Here is a 15,029-nt window from a genome sequence, read left to right on the forward strand (position 1 = left end):
CTTCGGGTCAGAGAGCGGCGGCCAGTTCCGTGCCCTGCCGGATGGCCCGCTTGGCGTCGAGCTCGGCCGCCACGTCGGCGCCGCCGATCAGGTGGGCCGGGGTGCCTGCCGCGCGCAGTGCCTCGTACAGGTCGCGGCGCGGCTCCTGGCCCGTGCACAGGACCACCGTGTCGGCGGGGACGAGGTGCTGTTCGCCGCCGACGGTGATGTGCAGGCCCTGGTCGTCGATGCGGTCGTACGTGGCCCCCGTGACGGAGACGACGCCCCGGTGCTTGAGCTCCGCGCGGTGGATCCAGCCGGTGGTGGTGCCGAGGTCCTTGCCGACCTTGGTGGCCTTGCGCTGCAGGAGGTGGACCTGGCGCGGCGGCGCGGGGCGCTCGGGGGCGGTGAGCCCGCCGGGCCCGGCGTACGTGGTGTCCACGCCCCAGTGGCGGAAGTAGACGTCGGGGTCCTGGGAGGCGCCCTCGCCGCTGTCGGTGAGGTACTCGGCCACGTCGAAACCGATGCCTCCGGCCCCGACGACGGCGACGCGCTCGCCGACGGGGGCTCCGTCGCGCAGCACGTCGAGGTAGTTGACGACGCCGGCGTGGTCGACGCCCTCGATGTCGGGGGTGCGGGGGGTGACGCCGGTGGCGATGACGACCTCGTCGTAGCCCTGGAGGGTCTCCACGTCGGCGCGGGTGTTCAGGCGGACCTCCACGCCGGACTCCACCAGCTGGGTGCCGAAGTAGCGGATGGTCTCCTCGAACTCCTCCTTGCCGGGGATGCGGCGGGCGACGTCGAGCTGGCCGCCGATGTGGCCGGAGGCCTCGAAGAGGGTGACGGCGTGGCCGCGTCCGGCGGCGGAGACGGAGCAGGCGAGGCCGGCCGGGCCGGCGCCGACGACGGCGACGCGCTTCCTGGTCCGCGTCGGGGACAGGACGAGCTCGGTCTCGTGGCAGGCGCGCGGGTTGACCAGGCAGCTGGTGATCTTGCCGCTGAAGGTGTGGTCGAGGCAGGCCTGGTTGCAGCCGATGCAGGTGTTGATCGTCTCGGAGCGGCCGGCCGCGGCCTTGGCGACGAAGTCGGCGTCGGCCAGGAAGGGGCGGGCCAGGGAGACGAGGTCGGCGCGGCCGTCGGCGAGCAGCTCCTCGGCGATCTCCGGGGTGTTGATGCGGTTGCTGGTGACGAGGGGGACGCTCACCGCGCCCATCAGCCGCTTCGTGACCCAGGTGTACGCGCCGCGCGGGACGGAGGTGGCGATGGTGGGGATGCGGGCCTCGTGCCAGCCGATGCCGGTGTTGATGATGGTGGCGCCGGCCGCCTCGATCTCCTTGGCGAGGTGGACGACCTCGTCGAGGGTGGAGCCGCCGGGGATCAGGTCGAGCATGGAGAGGCGGTAGATGAGGATGAAGTCCTCGCCGACGGCCGCGCGGGTGCGGCGGACGATCTCCAGCGGGAAGCGGACCCGGTTCTCGTACGCGCCGCCCCAGCGGTCGGTGCGCCTGTTCGTCGCGGCGGCGATGAACTCGTTGACGAGGTAGCCCTCGGAGCCCATGATCTCGACGCCGTCGTAGCCGGCGAGCTTGGCGAGGCGGGCTGCCCGGACGAAGTCCTCGACGGTGCGCTCGACCTCGCTGTCGGTGAGCTCGTTCGGGACGAAGGGGCTGATGGGGGCCTGGATGGCGCTGGGCGCGACCAGGTCCTTGTGGTAGGCGTAGCGGCCGAAGTGGAGGATCTGCATCGCGATCTTCCCGCCCTCGGCGTGCACGGCCTCGGTGATCACCCGGTGCTCGGCGGCCTCGTCCTCGGTGGTGAGGCGGGAGCCTCCCTCGAAGGGGCGGCCGGCGTCGTTCGGGGAGATGCCGCCGGTGACGATCAGGCCGACGCCGCCGCGGGCCCGCTCGGCGTAGAAGGCGGCGAGCCGCTCGAAGCCCCCCTGGTGCTCTTCGAGCCCGGTGTGCATCGAGCCCATGATCACGCGGTTCGGCAGCGTGGTGAAACCGAGGTCCAGGGGGCTCAGCAGGTGCGGGTACCGGCTCTGGGAACTCTGCGTGCTCATCGGGGTGTGCCTCCTCGCGCGGGGGTGATGGACCTGTTCTAGCGAGCGGAGGTCGGTTTTGCAACTAAGTGCATAACCAAAGCGGACAGCCGGGAACCATCCACCCCCTCAATCCCGGGGCCGGGGCGCGGGCGGGCCGGAAACCCTGTGGCGGAGTTCACGCCGCACCGACGGCGGGGCCCCGGCCCCGAGCGGCCGGGCCGGGGTCCGCCGCCGTGGTCAGGGGCGGCGCAGGCGGAGCGTGACGATCTGGAACGGGCGCAGGGTGAGCGGGACGGCGTTCTCCGGGGTGACGACGCCCACCGCCGTACCCGACAGGGGGCGCTCGAGGAGGTCGCTCTCCACGGCCGCCGCCACGGGGAAGTCCGCGGTGAGGGTCGCCCGGGCGCGGCCGCCGCGGGACTCGTAGAGACGGACGATCACATCGCCGCTGCGGTCCTCGGCCAGCTTGACCGCCTCCACCACCACCGCGTCCTCGTCGACGGCGACCAGCGGGGCGACCGGGCCCGCGCCGCGGACCACCCGCTCGGGCAGGTTCAGCGCGTGGCCCTCGCGGACCGCGTCGCCGATGCCGGCGCCGGGCGCGAGCGAGAACCGCAGCGTGTGGGAGCCCTGGTCGGTCTCCGGGTCGGGATAGCGCGGAGCGCGCAGCAGGGAGAGGCGGACCGTGGTGGTCTGGCCGCCGTCGGCCCGGACGTCCCGGGTCACGTCGTGCCCGTACGTGGAGTCGTTGAGCAGCGCCACCCCCCAGCCGGGCTCCTCGGCGTGGATCCAGCGGTGGGCACAGATCTCGAACTTGGCCGCCTCCCAGGAGGTGTTGGTGTGGGTGGCCCGGTGCACGTGCCCGAACTGGGTCTCGGAGGCGGTCCGTTCGGCCTTCACGTCCAGCGGGAAGGCCGCCTTGAGGAACTTCTCCGTCTCGTGCCAGTCCACGTCCGTGACGATGTCGACCGTCTTGGCCCCGGCTCGCAGGGTGATCTGCTGGACGGCCTTCGACCGCCCGAAGGAACGGGTCACGCGTACGGTCACCGCCCGCGGACCGCCCTCGGCGACCTCCAGCCGGTCCAGCTCCACCAGGTCGGTCACGCGGTTGCGGTAGAACGCGTCGATGTCCCAGGCGTCCCACATGTTCGGGAAGTCGGGGTGGATCTGGAGCAGATTGGCCGCGGCGCCGGGGGCGACCGACTCGCGCCGCGCCTCCAGGTCGTAGACGGAGACGATCAGCCCGCGGCCGTCGATCTCCACCAGCAGGCGGCCGTTGGCCAGGACGTGCCCGCCGCCGTGCCGCTCCTCCACCGTGACCGGCTCGCGGGCCTCGACCGGGCGGCCCGCTCCACCGGCCGGGACACCGCGGCGGGCGTGCGGGGCGCAGTTGAAGACGAGCTCCTCGCCGCCCTGCCCGGCGAGCGCCTGCTGCGCGGCAAGGGTGATGGCACGGAGCTCCTCGCGCACCGCCGCGTACGTCTCGCGCGCCTCGCGGTGCACCCAGGCGATGGAGGAGCCCGGCAGGATGTCGTGGAACTGGTGGAGCAGCACCGTCTTCCAGATCCGCTCCAGGTTCTCGTACGGGTACGCGTACCCCGCGATCCGCACCGCGGCCGTCGCCGCCCACAACTCGGCCTCGTGCAGCAGGGATTCGCTGCGCCGGTTGCCCTGCTTGGTCTTGGCCTGGGACGTGTAGGTGCCGCGGTGCAGCTCCAGGTAGAGCTCGCCGGCCCAGACGGGCGCGTCCCGGTACTCGGCGTGGGCCTTCTCGAAGAAGTCGTCCGGGCGCTCGATCCGGACCTTCGGGGAGCCCTCCAGGTCCCGCTGGCGGCGGGCCCGGGCAAGGTGTTCGCGGGTGGGGCCGCCGCCGCCGTCGCCCCAGCCGAAGGGGGCGAGCGAGCGCGAGCCGTGGCCCTTCTCGCGGTAGTTGCGGGCGGCGTGGGCCAGTTGAGCGCCGCCGAGGTCGGAGTTGTAGGTGTCGACGGGCGGGAAGTGGGTGAAGACCCGGGTGCCGTCGATGCCCTCCCACCAGAAGGTGTGGTGCGGGAACCTGTTGATCTGGGACCAGGAGATCTTCTGGGTCAGGAACCATTTGGAGCCGGAGAGCCTGACGATCTGCGGCATCGCAGCGGTGTAGCCGAAGGAGTCGGGGAGCCAGACGTTCTGCGTCTCGATGCCGAACTCGTCGAGGAAGAACTTCTTGCCGTAGAGGAACTGGCGGGCCATGGCCTCGCCGCCGACCATGTTGGTGTCGGACTCCACCCACATGCCGCCGACGGGCACGAACTGGCCGTCCGCGATCTTCTTCTTGATCCGCTCGAAGAGCTCGGGCCGGTACGTCTTGATCCAGTCGAGCTGCTGGGCCTGGGACATCGCGAAGACGAACTCCGGGTGTTCGTCCATCAGGTTGACCATGTTGGAGGCGGTGCGCGAGACCTTGCGCACCGTCTCGCGCAGCGGCCACAGCCACGCGGAGTCGATGTGGGCGTGGCCGACCGCGCTGACACGGTGCGCGGAGGCGTTGGCCGGGGCGGCGAGCACCCCGGCGAGAGCGGCGCGGGCGGCGGGCGCCGTGCCGGGTACGTCGTCGAGGTCGAGCGTGTCCAGGGCCGCGCCGATGGCCCGCAGGATCTCGTACCTGCGGGCGTCCGCGGTGTCGAGCTGGATCATCAGGTCGTAGAGCACCTCCAGGTCCTGGACCAGTTCCCAGACCTGCGCCTCGAAGACGGTGAGCTCCATCCGGGCGAGCCGGTACAGGGGCTGGTCGCCACTGGTCGGCAGGTCCCCCTCGTAGGTGACCGCGTGGTCGACCAGGACCGGGTTGGAGGCGGCCTCGACGTACCACTCGACCTGCTCGCCGCCCTCGGCGCGGTCGGCCACGCGCACCCAGTCGTTGTACGGGTTCAGCGCCTTGATCTCGCCGCCGTCGGCCCGGTGGACCAGGCCCTCGCACTGGAATCCTGGCATCATCCGGTCGAAGCCGAGATCGAGGACGGCTTCCACGGTACGGCCGGCCCAGTCCGCGGGGACCGTGCCGGTGACCCTGAACCAGGTGGTGCCCCAGGCCGGGCCCCACGGGTCGCCGACGGCGCAGGGCTCGTAGCTCGCCGCGAGGCCCTCGGCGACGGGCACGGGCTCGCCGGGGGCCTCCCAGCGCTCGACGGTCAGCGGGACCGCACGGGAGTGGACGGCCGGTTTGACCCGCTCCTTGAGAACCCGGCGGAGGCGGTGTTCGGTGATGCTGCGGTCGTCGTGCATGACGGCTGCTCCAGGGGAGGGTGGTCGGTACGGACGGGCAGTGGCCCCGGGCGGACTCGGATGGACCGGGACGGACCCGGGCGGATCCGGTTGGACCGGGTGGACTCAGATCTTGACGGCTCCCTCGCCCACGCCCTTGAAGAAGAAACGCTGGAGGGCGAAGAAGAGGAGCATCATCGGGAGGAGCGCGGCCATCGCACCGGCGGCGACGAGGCGCTGGTCGTTGACGGTGGTGGCGCCGGCCAGGGTCTTCAGGCCCAGCTGCAGGGTGTAGTTGTCGCTGTTCGTGAGGACCAGCAGGGGCCAGAGGAAGTCGTCCCAGGCCCCCATGAAGCTCGTGATGCAGACGACGGCGAGGGCGCCCTTGGCGGCGGGGAGGAAGACCCGGGTGAAGCGGGTCCATTCGCCGGCCCCGTCCAGGACCGCGGCCTCCTCGATCTCCTTGGGTACCGCGAGGAAGGCCGCCCGCATGACCATGATGTTGAGCACGGAGACCGCGCCGGGGAGCCAGACGCCGATGAGGGTGTCGACCAGGCCCATCTCGCGGACCGTGAGGAACATCGAGATCATCACGGACTCGAAGGGGAACATCAGGGTCGCCACGAGCACGGTGAAGACGACCCGTCGGCCCTTCCAGGCGGCCCGGGAGAGGGCGTAGCCCCCCATCGCCGCGAAGAGCATGTTCGAAGTGATCGCCAGGACGGCGACGGTGAGGGTGTTGCCGACGTACTGCAGCAGCGGGAAGGACTCGGCGACCCGGACGTAGTTGTCGAGGGTGGGCTGCGAGGGCAGCACGCCGTCGTACACGTTCTCGGTGCGGCCGCGGATCGAGGCCAGGAACTGCCAGACGATCGGGCCCAGCATGACCACGAGCATCAGCACCAGGGTGGCGTACCGCCCGGCGAGGCCGATCCGGTGGCGTCTGCGGGCGGCGGCGGTGCGCCGCGGCCGCTTCTCGATCCCGGGCCCGCTCCGGTGCCCGCTCCCGGCGGAGGAGGACGTGCTCACCTCTCGTCTCCCTTCGACAGACGGCGGCCCAGCAGGCTGAAGACCAGGGTCAGCAGGAACAGCAGGATGGATATGGCCGAGGCGTAGCCGGTCTCGCCGGAGAAGCCGAGGCCGACCTGGCGGATCAGGAAGGGCAGGGTGCGGGCGCCGCCGCCGGGGCCGCCGCTCTCGCCGCCGAGGATGTAGATCTCGGTGAACACGCGCAGCGCCGAGATGGCGGAGAGGGTGCCGACCAGCAGCATCATCGGCTTCACCTGGGGGACGGTGATGCTGAAGAAGCGGCGGACGGGGCCGGCGCCGTCGAGGGCGGCTGCTTCGTACAGGGCGGCCGGGACGTTCCCGAGGGCCGCCAGATAAAAGACCATGTAGTAGCCGAGACCCTTCCACACGGTCACGATCATCGCCGAGACCAGCAGCATCGTGGAGTCCGTGAGGAACGGGACCGGCTCGGAGACCAGGTGCAGCCTCTGGAAGACGGTGTTGACCAGACCGTCGCTGCGCAGCACCCACTGCCAGATCAGCCCGACGACCACGGCCGAGGCGATCACCGGGGTGTAGAAGGCGGAGCGGAAGAAGCCGATGCCGGGGATCTTCGTACGGACCAGCACCGCGAGGGCCAGCGGCAGCAGCACCAGGCAGGGGACGACGACCACGAGGTAGAGCACGCTGTTGCCGGTCGCGACCCAGAAGTCGGGGTCGGCGAAGGCACGCCGGTAGTTGTCGAGTCCCACGAAGTGGCCGCCGCGCAGGATCTGGGCGTCGGTGAAGGACAGGATGACGGTGTTGACGAACGGCCAGAGGCTGAACAGCGTCACCATCGCGAGACCGGGGGCGAGGAACAGGTACGGGGTCCACCACGTGCGGTGGACCAGCCCGGTCTCGGTCTCCATGGCCCGCAGGGCACGCCGCCGCTGCGCTGCCCCGCGGCGCCGGGCTGCTCCGCGGCGCCGCTCGTGTGCCGTGGCGCCACCCCGCGGTTCGCCGGCGGCGAAGCCGGTCACTTCTCGGCCGCGGCGGCGAGGAGCTTGTTCGCCGCTTCCTGGGCCTTCTGCACGGCGGTCCGGGGGTCCTGCTCGCCCTTGATGGCCTTCTGCATCTCGCGTACGACGGCGTCGCCGACCTGGTTGGTCCACTGGACGGGGGTGTTGGCATCGAGCGCGGCGGTCTTCAGCTGGTCGGCGCCGACCGCACGGGCGAGGGTCTCCGCGTCCTTGCCGTCACCCTTGTCGGAGAAGAACGGGTCGGCGAGGCCCTGGGCGTTGGACGGGTAGATGGTGGCCTTCCGGGAGAATTCCACCTGGTTGGGGCCGTTGGTCACCCACTTGGCGAACTCGGCCGCCGCGTCGAGGTGTTTGGTGTCCTTCCGGATGCCGAGCGACTGGGCGTAGATGCCGATGTGGCCGAGCTTTCCGGTGACGGCTCCGGCGACCTGGGTCTTGGCGTAGATCTGCGGGGCGTTCTGCTTGATGTCCTTGACGAAGCCCGGGGAGCCCGGACCGAAGACGATCCTGCCGCCGCCGTAGAGCTGGTTGATGTCGTCCGACTTGAGCAGGGACTCCTTGGGCATGGCGCCCTTGGCGTACAGGTCCTTCATCCGCTCCACCCATTCCACGGCCTTGTCCGTGTCGAAGGTGAACCGGTCCCGCTTCTCGCTCAGGATCGGGATACCCATCTTCTGCCAGTCCCCGGGCAGCCGGCCCTTGGGATCGGCCATGAAGGCGGAGTACCGGCCGCCGGACGCGGCGGCGATCCGCTCGGCGCAGTCGAAGAACTGCTCGACGCTGGTGGGCGGCCGGTTCGGATCCAGGCCGGCCTTCTCGAAGAGCTCTCTGTTGTACGTGAGGATCTCCGGGGTCACGTACCAGGGGTAGGCGTACACGCTGTCGCCGCGGCCGGGCAGCTTGAACTGCTCCCAGGCACCCGGCACGTACTCCTTGGCCAGCGCCCCGTCGAGCTCGGCCACGTCGGCGAGCATGCCCCGGTCGCCGAGGAGCTGGAAGGAGTCGGTGGAGAGGTTGACCACGTCGGGGAGGGCGCCGGCCTGGGCGTCCGCCACGAGCTTCTCGTTGTAGCCGTCGCCGGGGACGTCCTCCCAGATGACCTCGACCTCCGGGTACTGCTTCTCGAAGGCGTCGATGACCGCCTGGACGTAGGCCGTGAAGGTGGGTTTCAACTGGAGGGTCCGGAAGGTGATCTCACCGGCCACCCTGCCCGTCCTCTCGGCCTCCTTCGCGTCACCGGCGCCGCCGCTCAGGCCGCAGCCGGCGGCCGAGAGGAGGGCGCCGGCCGCCAGCAGGGCCACAGCAATACGGGTCGGGTTCGAACGCGTCATCGTCGCCGCCTTTGCAGAAGTCCGGCCTCATTGCCGGAGGCGGTGCCCACGGTCGTCCGAAAGCAACACCTCGTCAATGAGGCGGGTGGAGGGCTGGCCGATGGCGCGTCGGTACCGAATGGCACAACAGGGCCGGACCCGCCGTGAAGGCCTTGATCAATTCCATGCCGACCTGCACTAATGCGCTTTAGTACAAAGGCAGTCGGAGATGGTATCGATTCGATAACGAAGCGGTCCGCCCGTCGAACTTTGACTTCTTATCGACGGTTCATACGCGCTGACACTAATGCGCTTTAGCCGGAACAGGGCCGTACGGCCGCGGTCCGGTGGCTACTTGGGCTTGTTGCGGTAGATGCGGCGGCCGGCCAGGTGCACGGTGATCGTCTCCCCAAGCCACAGCTTCCGGTCGCCGTTCATCTCGTCCGGCGCGGGCCAGCGGCCGCGGCTGATGTCCGACCGGATGCTGTCGGGCTGCAGACCGGACGCCTCGGCGATCTCCACGACGGTGTACCGGCGGGAGGGATCGAGCGGGGTGGCTTCGCGGGTGTGGTGCTCGCCGAAGAACCGGGCGATGGCCGCGGCGTCGAACTCAATGGTCCTGCCGCGCCTGCCGATGGCGGGCGGCCACCCGGGGTGCCGTCCCCACCGCGGGTTCTCCGACAGGTAGCGGGCGCTCATGCCGTAGTGCTCGGCTATCTCGGTGTACGTGACGCCCGTGCGGCCCTCGGGCGGGACGGGCCCGCCGGCGCCGCCCTTCGACGCGGCGGGGGTGGCGCCGACCGGCCGGGGCCGGCCCTCGGGGGTATCGGCGACCGTGAGAACGACCGTACGGCCGTCGGGATCGGTCAGCGTGTGCCGGCCCGAGGGCAGGAAACCGGCGCCGTTCGGCGGTGCCGTGAGGCCGAGGCGCAGGTACCCGGTCTCCGGGCGGCCGGTGGCCGGGTAGAGCTCCAGGACGCCACCGTCGGCGAGCGTCGCCGCGTAGTGCTCCGGGCTGTTGCCGTGCCGCTCGGTGACGAGGTCGAGGCCGATCCCGCGGTAGAAGTCCCGGCAGGCGTCGAGGCGGGTCGTGTAGATCACGGCGAGTTCGAGGATCATGCTGGAGCTCCCGGTGTGTGCTGGCTGGCTGTGGCCGGACGGTCGGCTGCCGGCCCGGCTACTCGCAACAACGTCTCGGTTCCGGGGGCTTGACCCTTGCCATGGCTCGCCGCGGCCGAACCCCCGGTTCCGGATGCCCACTTCGCCCTCCACCCGCGCGGCGTGACACGCATGGACAGGAAAGGTCATCTTAAATTCCTACCATGACTGCGTACGCTGACCGCATGACCGACAGCAGCCCTGCCGAGCCCCCGGCACCTGATGACCTGCGCACCTTGACCACCGCGTACATGAGCGCGGTCCGGGCACGCCTGGCCGGCATCGAGGACCCCGTCGCACGGGAACGGGCCGCACGGCTGTTCACCGATCAGCTGCTGCCCGAGGTGGCCAGGGCGGTCAAGGACGTACGCATCGCCGCCGTGGGCGAGTTGAGGCAGGGCCGCACCCTCAAGGAGGTGTCGGAACTGATCGGCCTGTCCGTACCCAGGGTCGACCAACTCCTCAAGGGAAAGTAGGAGTTGCGGTGGCGCAGCGGATGAGACTCACCGCGATCACACTCGACTGCGCCGATCCCCGTCCCTTCTGCCTGTGCCTGCGCTGACACCGCGCGGCCTCGGGCACGGCGCGCACGCCCACGCCGACGCCGACGAGCACGGGCAGGCGCACGTGAGCCGGCCTCAGCACGCGGCCAGCGGTGCGCAGCGCATGTCGATGTAGCAGCAGGGGGTGCCGTCCACGAGGGTGCCGAAGACCACGGGCATCCAGTCCCCGCCGAAGGAGGAACCCACGCCGGAGGCGGCGAAGACCGTGTCGCTGAGCGGGGTGAGGTCCATGGAGAGCGGCGGCGAGAAGTCCTGCATCCCGCCGATGAACTCGTACAGCAGGTGCGGGGCTCCGTCGGGCCGCACGCTGACGGTGATGACCACCCCTTCGCGGCGGTAGGTACCGACCAGCGGGGCCATGTCGACGAGCGGGGGCCGCGCGGGCGGCGCGAAGGCGGGGGGCATGTGGACCCCGCCGAGGTCGAGGAGGAGTTCGCGGAACAGGTCGGCGTAGAGCGGACGGGCGGCGCCCCCGTTCGTGAGCAGGACGACCACGAGATCGGCGCCGGGGACCACGCGCAGGAAGCCGTACTGGCCGATCGAGGCGCCGTCGTGGCCGTATCCCGGAATGCCGTTCCAGTCGTAGAGCGACCAGCCCAGCCCCCAGCCGTCCGCGCTCACCGCCCACTTGTCGGGGACGTCGACCGCCCACCGCTGCATCTCCGCGACGGCCCGGGGGCCCAGGATCTGCGTGCCGTCCGGGGCGGATCCGCCGTCGAGGTGCAGCTTGGCCAGGCGGAGCACGTCGGCCGCGGTGGCCAGGACCCGCCCGTACGGGCCCGCCGAGCGGGGCATCATGTCCCAGGCCGGCGCCGGCTCCGGGTCCCCTCCGTCGCCCGGCAGGTGTCCCATCGCCGTGCGGAAGGCCAGCGCCTCCTCGGGCAGGGTCATGGTGCGGGTCAGGCTCAGGGGAGCGAGGAGCCGCTCCTTGAGGGCCTGGTCCCAGGTGCGACCGGTGAGGACCTCGACGATACGGCCGAGGACGTTGTAGCCGACGCTGCTGTAGGAGACCGCGGCGCCGGGCGGACAGTCCAGCACCACGTTCCGGGCGGCCGTCACATATGTGGCCAGACAGTCGTCACCCCGGCCGCTGTCATAGGTGAAATCGCAGGTCATACCGCTCGTGTGGCTCAGGAGTTGGCGGGTGGTGATCGCCTTGGTGGCGTCGGGGTCGGCCACGGAGAACCCGGGCAGCACCTCGATCACGGGGGCGTCGAGGTCCAGTTCTCCCGCGGCGGCGAGCTGCATGACCAGGGTGGCGGTGTAGAGCTTCGCTATCGACCCGAGCTGGAACACCGAGTCGGTGGTCGCCTCCACTCCGGTGCCGCGGTGCAGGAGGCCGCTCGCCAGCTCGTGGATCTTCCCCTCGGTGAACACCGCGAGGGTGGCTCCCGGCACGCGGTGGGTGGCGCGCAGTGCGTCGAGGCGGCTCTGCCAGTGGTCGGGGGAGAACGTCACGTCGGGTCCTTCGGCTCGGTGGGCTCCTACGGATCGCCGCGAGTTCCTTGATCCACTTGCCGCGATCAGGTCAACGTAGGCCGGTCCCGACGGCGTTGATAAGGACCCGCACACGCCAACGAGGGGACTCCCGGCGCCACCGCCGGTCCCGGTCCGGCCCGGTCCGGCCTCCGCCCGCTCCCGCCCCTGCGCACGGCCGGCTGGTAGCCTCGAGTGTCCTATGCGGCCAGGAACACACCTTGGAGCTGCTGCGCGCCACCGATCTGCCCCTGCGCTCGGTCGCGGCCCGGGTCGGATTCAGCGACGTGCGCGCGCTGCGCCGGGCGGTGCTCCGCTGGGAGGGGCGGCCGCCCCGTGACGTCCGCAACGCGGCGGGCGCCGGCGAACACCCGCCTACTTCATGGGGTACTGGGCCTTCTCCGCGAGCCTGCCGTCCTTGAAGCAGAAGCGGAGCACGGTCTCCGCGCCGTTCTTGGCCTCGCCGCTGGAGATGTACCAGGCGCAGGTGCTGCCCTCGGGTTCGGCCGGTCCGCCCTCCTTGAGGGCGCTCTTGACGAAGCTCTCGCCCGAGGGGAGCCGGTCGCGGACCTCGCTCTCCGCGTCGCCGGTCTTCACTGCCTCGTAGACCGCGGGGTCGATCAGGGTCTCGTCGGCCATGTCGAGGAACTTGCCCACGCCGAAGACCAGGGCCACGATCAGGCCCACGCCCAGCACCAGCGCCACCCCGCAGCCGATCAGACAACCCTTGCGCTGAGCCACGCCCGTTCCTCCAAGTCGTTCGCGTCCGGCGTCGGTCGCCCGGACACTCACACCCTCGCAAGGGGCGGGGTCCACGGGCTGTCCTCGAAAGTCGTCGGACGTCGCAACGATCGTCGTTCGAGGTCGGACCCCCTGCTCCGTGTATACAAGGAGGAGATCGACTATTCGGGCGAAGCGAGAGGAAACCACCGTGAGTGAGCGCACCATCGAGCCGCTGATCGTCGTCGGCGTGGACGGGTCGAACCATTCGAAGGAGGCCCTGCGCTGGGCGGTCGCACAGGCCGCCATGATGGGCGGCCGGGTGCACGCCGTGATGGCCTGGGAGTGGAACCGCAATCCGTTCGCCATCGGCCCGACGGCCGCCGAGACCGCCGACGCGGTGGCCGTGACGGCCGAGGAGGCCGCCCGCCGGAAGCTGGCGGACACGGTCGCCGCGGCCGTCGGCACCTCGCCGGGCGTGCCGGTGTTCCGGCGCGTCGAGCAGGGGTCCCCGGCGCAGGTCCTGGTCGACGCCTCCAAGGAGGCGGACCTGACGGTGGTCGGCACCCGCGGGTACGGCGGTTTCAAGGGCGCGCTGCTCGGGTCGGTGAGCCAGCAGGTCGTGCAGTACTCCGCCGGTACGGTCGTCATCGTCCGCGAGGCCCAGGACGACGACGACTGACGTCCGGACGGGCCGAACCGGACGAACGGCCGGGATCAGGCCCCGAAGGTCCCCGGGGTCCCCGAAGTCACCAGGTCCCGGGGGTCCGTGTTGGCCCCGCAGAGGATGACGGCGACCCGGTCGCCCAGCGGCTCCGGCGCACCGTTCAGCGCCGCCAGGGCGGTGGCCGCGGCCGCCTCGACCACGATCCGGTGATCCTCCCAGAGCGCCTGCCGGGCAGCGATGATCTCCGTGTCCGGAACGAGGACGGACGTCACGTTCTTCTCCTGCGCGGCGGCCAGTGCGTCCGCGGAGACCCGGGTGGCCCCCAGCGAGTCGGCGGCGACCGAGTCCACCGGCACGTCCACGACCCGGCCCGCCGCCAGCGCGGCGTTCAGGGCCCGGCAGTGCTCCGGCTCGACCGCGACCACCCGTACGCCGTGCTCGCGCGCGGCGGTGGCGACGCCGGCGAACAGTCCGCCGCCGCCGACCGCGACGACCACCGTGTCCAGCCCGGGCAGGGCGGCCCGGATCTCGTCGAGCAGGGTTCCCGCCCCCGCCGCGATGAGCGGGTGGTCGTAGGCATGGCTGCTCAGGGCCCCGCTCTCGGCGGCGAACTCCTCGCAGGCGGTCAGCGCCTCGGCATACCGGTCACCGACGAGCCGCACCTCGGCCCCGTACCCGCGCAGCCGCTCCACCTTCACGCGCGGGGCGTTGGCGGGCAGGAAGACGGTCGCGGGCACGGAGAGCGCACGGGCCGCCCAGGCGCAGGCGAGTCCGGCGTTGCCGCCGGATGCGATGGTGACGCCGGCGGCGGGGAGGGCGCCGGCCTCGTGGTGGGCGGCGAGGAAGTTGCGGGCGCCGCGTGCCTTGAAGGTGCCGGTGTACTGGAGGTGTTCCAGCGCGTACCAGACGCCTTCGCCCGCGGGTGCCACCGTGACGGGCCGCACCCCTCCCTCGATCCGGGCGGCGGCGGCGCGTACGGCCGCGTAGTCGAGCCGGTGGGCCGGTGCTGCGTGCATGGGCTGTCTCCCCATCAGGTGGTGGGCCGGGCGGGCGGGGCGGTACGGGCGGACCCGGTGGGCCCGGTGGTCCGGTCGGGCCGGGCGGCCTCGATCAGCTGGCGCAGGGCGCCGTAGTACACCTCGTGGTCCGTCAGGGCGGGCAGTACGTCGGGCAGTCCGCCGGAGAGCACGGGGAACTCCTGGGGATCCAGTGCGGCCAGGGCCGCCCGCGAGGCGGCGGTGGCTCCGGCCGGATCCCGGTGGTCCACGAAGGCCGCGCTGCCCAGGGTGAGCAGGTACATGCGGCGGTAGACGGTCATCGCCTCGGCGGCGGTCATCCCAGCGGCCACGCTGTCGGCGAGGGCGGGCTCGACGAGCCGGGCCAGCAACTGCCGCCCGAGCCAGGGCCGGCCGCCGCGCAGCACCAGCAGTCCGGGGTGGGCGGTGAGCAGCCGGTACAGGGCGCGGAACCGCTGCTCGGCGGCCTGCGCCCAGTCGGTGCCGGCGGGAATCTCCGGGAGCTGCGCGGCGAGGTGCTCGGTGCACAGGTCGAGCAGTCCGGCGAGGTCGGTGCAGCGGCGCTGGACGGTCGCGTGGGAGACGTCGAGCCGCTCGGCGAGGCTGCGGAAGCTGAGGTGGCCGGGGCCCTGCTCGTCGAGGATCCGCAGGGCGGCCACGGCGATCGCCTCGGGGGTCGCGCGGTCCAGGGCAGCTGATCTTCGCGGCATAGATACACCGTAACATACGACGTATCTGCACTTTCGTGTGACAGTAATTGCAGCCAAATTGCTGGTCATCAGCCGACAACCAGCGACTTCTGTTGACACTGGGTAATCGCCTCGCT

At 71.3% G+C, this 15,029-nt stretch carries 12 protein-coding genes; 2 read left to right on the forward strand and 10 right to left on the reverse strand.

The window, feature by feature from the left end:
* Positions 1–7: 7 nt before the first annotated feature.
* The 6 genes from OG373_RS07530 to OG373_RS07555 all read right to left on the reverse strand — a co-directional run bounded on the left by OG373_RS07530 (position 8) and on the right by OG373_RS07555 (position 9,722).
* Positions 8–2,041: an FAD-dependent oxidoreductase gene (locus OG373_RS07530; protein ID WP_405436886.1), complete on the reverse strand. Its 2,034-nt coding sequence runs from the start codon at positions 2,039–2,041 to the stop codon at positions 8–10.
* Between the two features lie 219 nt (positions 2,042–2,260).
* A complete protein-coding gene (locus OG373_RS07535) occupies positions 2,261–5,284 on the reverse strand; it encodes an alpha-mannosidase (RefSeq protein WP_405436887.1) in 3,024 nt (1,007 codons plus the stop codon).
* A 105-nt stretch (positions 5,285–5,389) separates the two neighbouring features.
* Positions 5,390–6,292, reverse strand: coding sequence for a carbohydrate ABC transporter permease (locus OG373_RS07540; protein ID WP_405436889.1), 903 nt, complete (start codon positions 6,290–6,292; stop codon positions 5,390–5,392).
* A complete protein-coding gene (locus tag OG373_RS07545) occupies positions 6,289–7,182 on the reverse strand; it encodes a carbohydrate ABC transporter permease (RefSeq protein ID WP_405436891.1) in 894 nt (297 codons plus the stop codon). The genes OG373_RS07540 and OG373_RS07545 overlap by 4 nt, the downstream gene beginning before the upstream one ends.
* A gap of 107 nt (positions 7,183–7,289) precedes the next feature.
* A complete protein-coding gene (locus tag OG373_RS07550) occupies positions 7,290–8,624 on the reverse strand; it encodes an ABC transporter substrate-binding protein (RefSeq protein WP_405436893.1) in 1,335 nt (444 codons plus the stop codon).
* A 330-nt stretch (positions 8,625–8,954) separates the two neighbouring features.
* Complete coding sequence (locus OG373_RS07555) at positions 8,955–9,722, reverse strand: hypothetical protein (RefSeq protein WP_405436895.1); 768 nt, start codon at positions 9,720–9,722, stop codon at positions 8,955–8,957.
* Positions 9,723–9,946: 224 nt separating this feature from the next.
* Here OG373_RS07555 and OG373_RS07560 point away from each other — a divergent pair, with 224 nt between their 5' ends.
* Positions 9,947–10,237, forward strand: coding sequence for a hypothetical protein (locus OG373_RS07560; protein ID WP_405436897.1), 291 nt, complete (start codon positions 9,947–9,949; stop codon positions 10,235–10,237).
* 162 nt (positions 10,238–10,399) lie between these two features.
* On the opposite strand, the gene OG373_RS07565 is transcribed toward OG373_RS07560, so the two are convergent.
* Positions 10,400–11,782, reverse strand: coding sequence for a serine hydrolase domain-containing protein (locus tag OG373_RS07565; RefSeq protein ID WP_405436900.1), 1,383 nt, complete (start codon positions 11,780–11,782; stop codon positions 10,400–10,402).
* Positions 11,783–12,175: 393 nt separating this feature from the next.
* The gene (locus OG373_RS07570; protein ID WP_405436902.1) at positions 12,176–12,541 is read right to left on the reverse strand and encodes a hypothetical protein; all 366 of its coding nucleotides are present in this window, start codon (positions 12,539–12,541) and stop codon (positions 12,176–12,178) included.
* A 190-nt stretch (positions 12,542–12,731) separates the two neighbouring features.
* Between OG373_RS07570 and OG373_RS07575 the strand changes: the two genes are divergently transcribed.
* Positions 12,732–13,202, forward strand: a complete 471-nt coding sequence (locus OG373_RS07575; RefSeq protein WP_405436904.1) for a universal stress protein — start codon at positions 12,732–12,734, stop codon at positions 13,200–13,202.
* A 35-nt stretch (positions 13,203–13,237) separates the two neighbouring features.
* Here the strand turns inward: OG373_RS07575 and OG373_RS07580 are convergent, their stop codons facing one another.
* Both OG373_RS07580 and OG373_RS07585 read right to left on the reverse strand, forming a co-directional pair.
* Positions 13,238–14,203 carry a serine/threonine dehydratase gene (locus tag OG373_RS07580; RefSeq protein WP_405436906.1) on the reverse strand — a complete coding sequence of 322 codons (966 nt, stop codon included), beginning with the start codon at positions 14,201–14,203 and terminating at the stop codon, positions 13,238–13,240.
* A gap of 14 nt (positions 14,204–14,217) precedes the next feature.
* Positions 14,218–14,913: a TetR/AcrR family transcriptional regulator gene (locus OG373_RS07585; RefSeq protein WP_405436907.1), complete on the reverse strand. Its 696-nt coding sequence runs from the start codon at positions 14,911–14,913 to the stop codon at positions 14,218–14,220.
* Between the last annotated feature and the right edge of the window lie 116 nt (positions 14,914–15,029).

The organism is Streptomyces avidinii (assembly GCF_045161815.1).
Lineage (GTDB): Bacteria > Actinomycetota > Actinomycetes > Streptomycetales > Streptomycetaceae > Streptomyces > Streptomyces avidinii.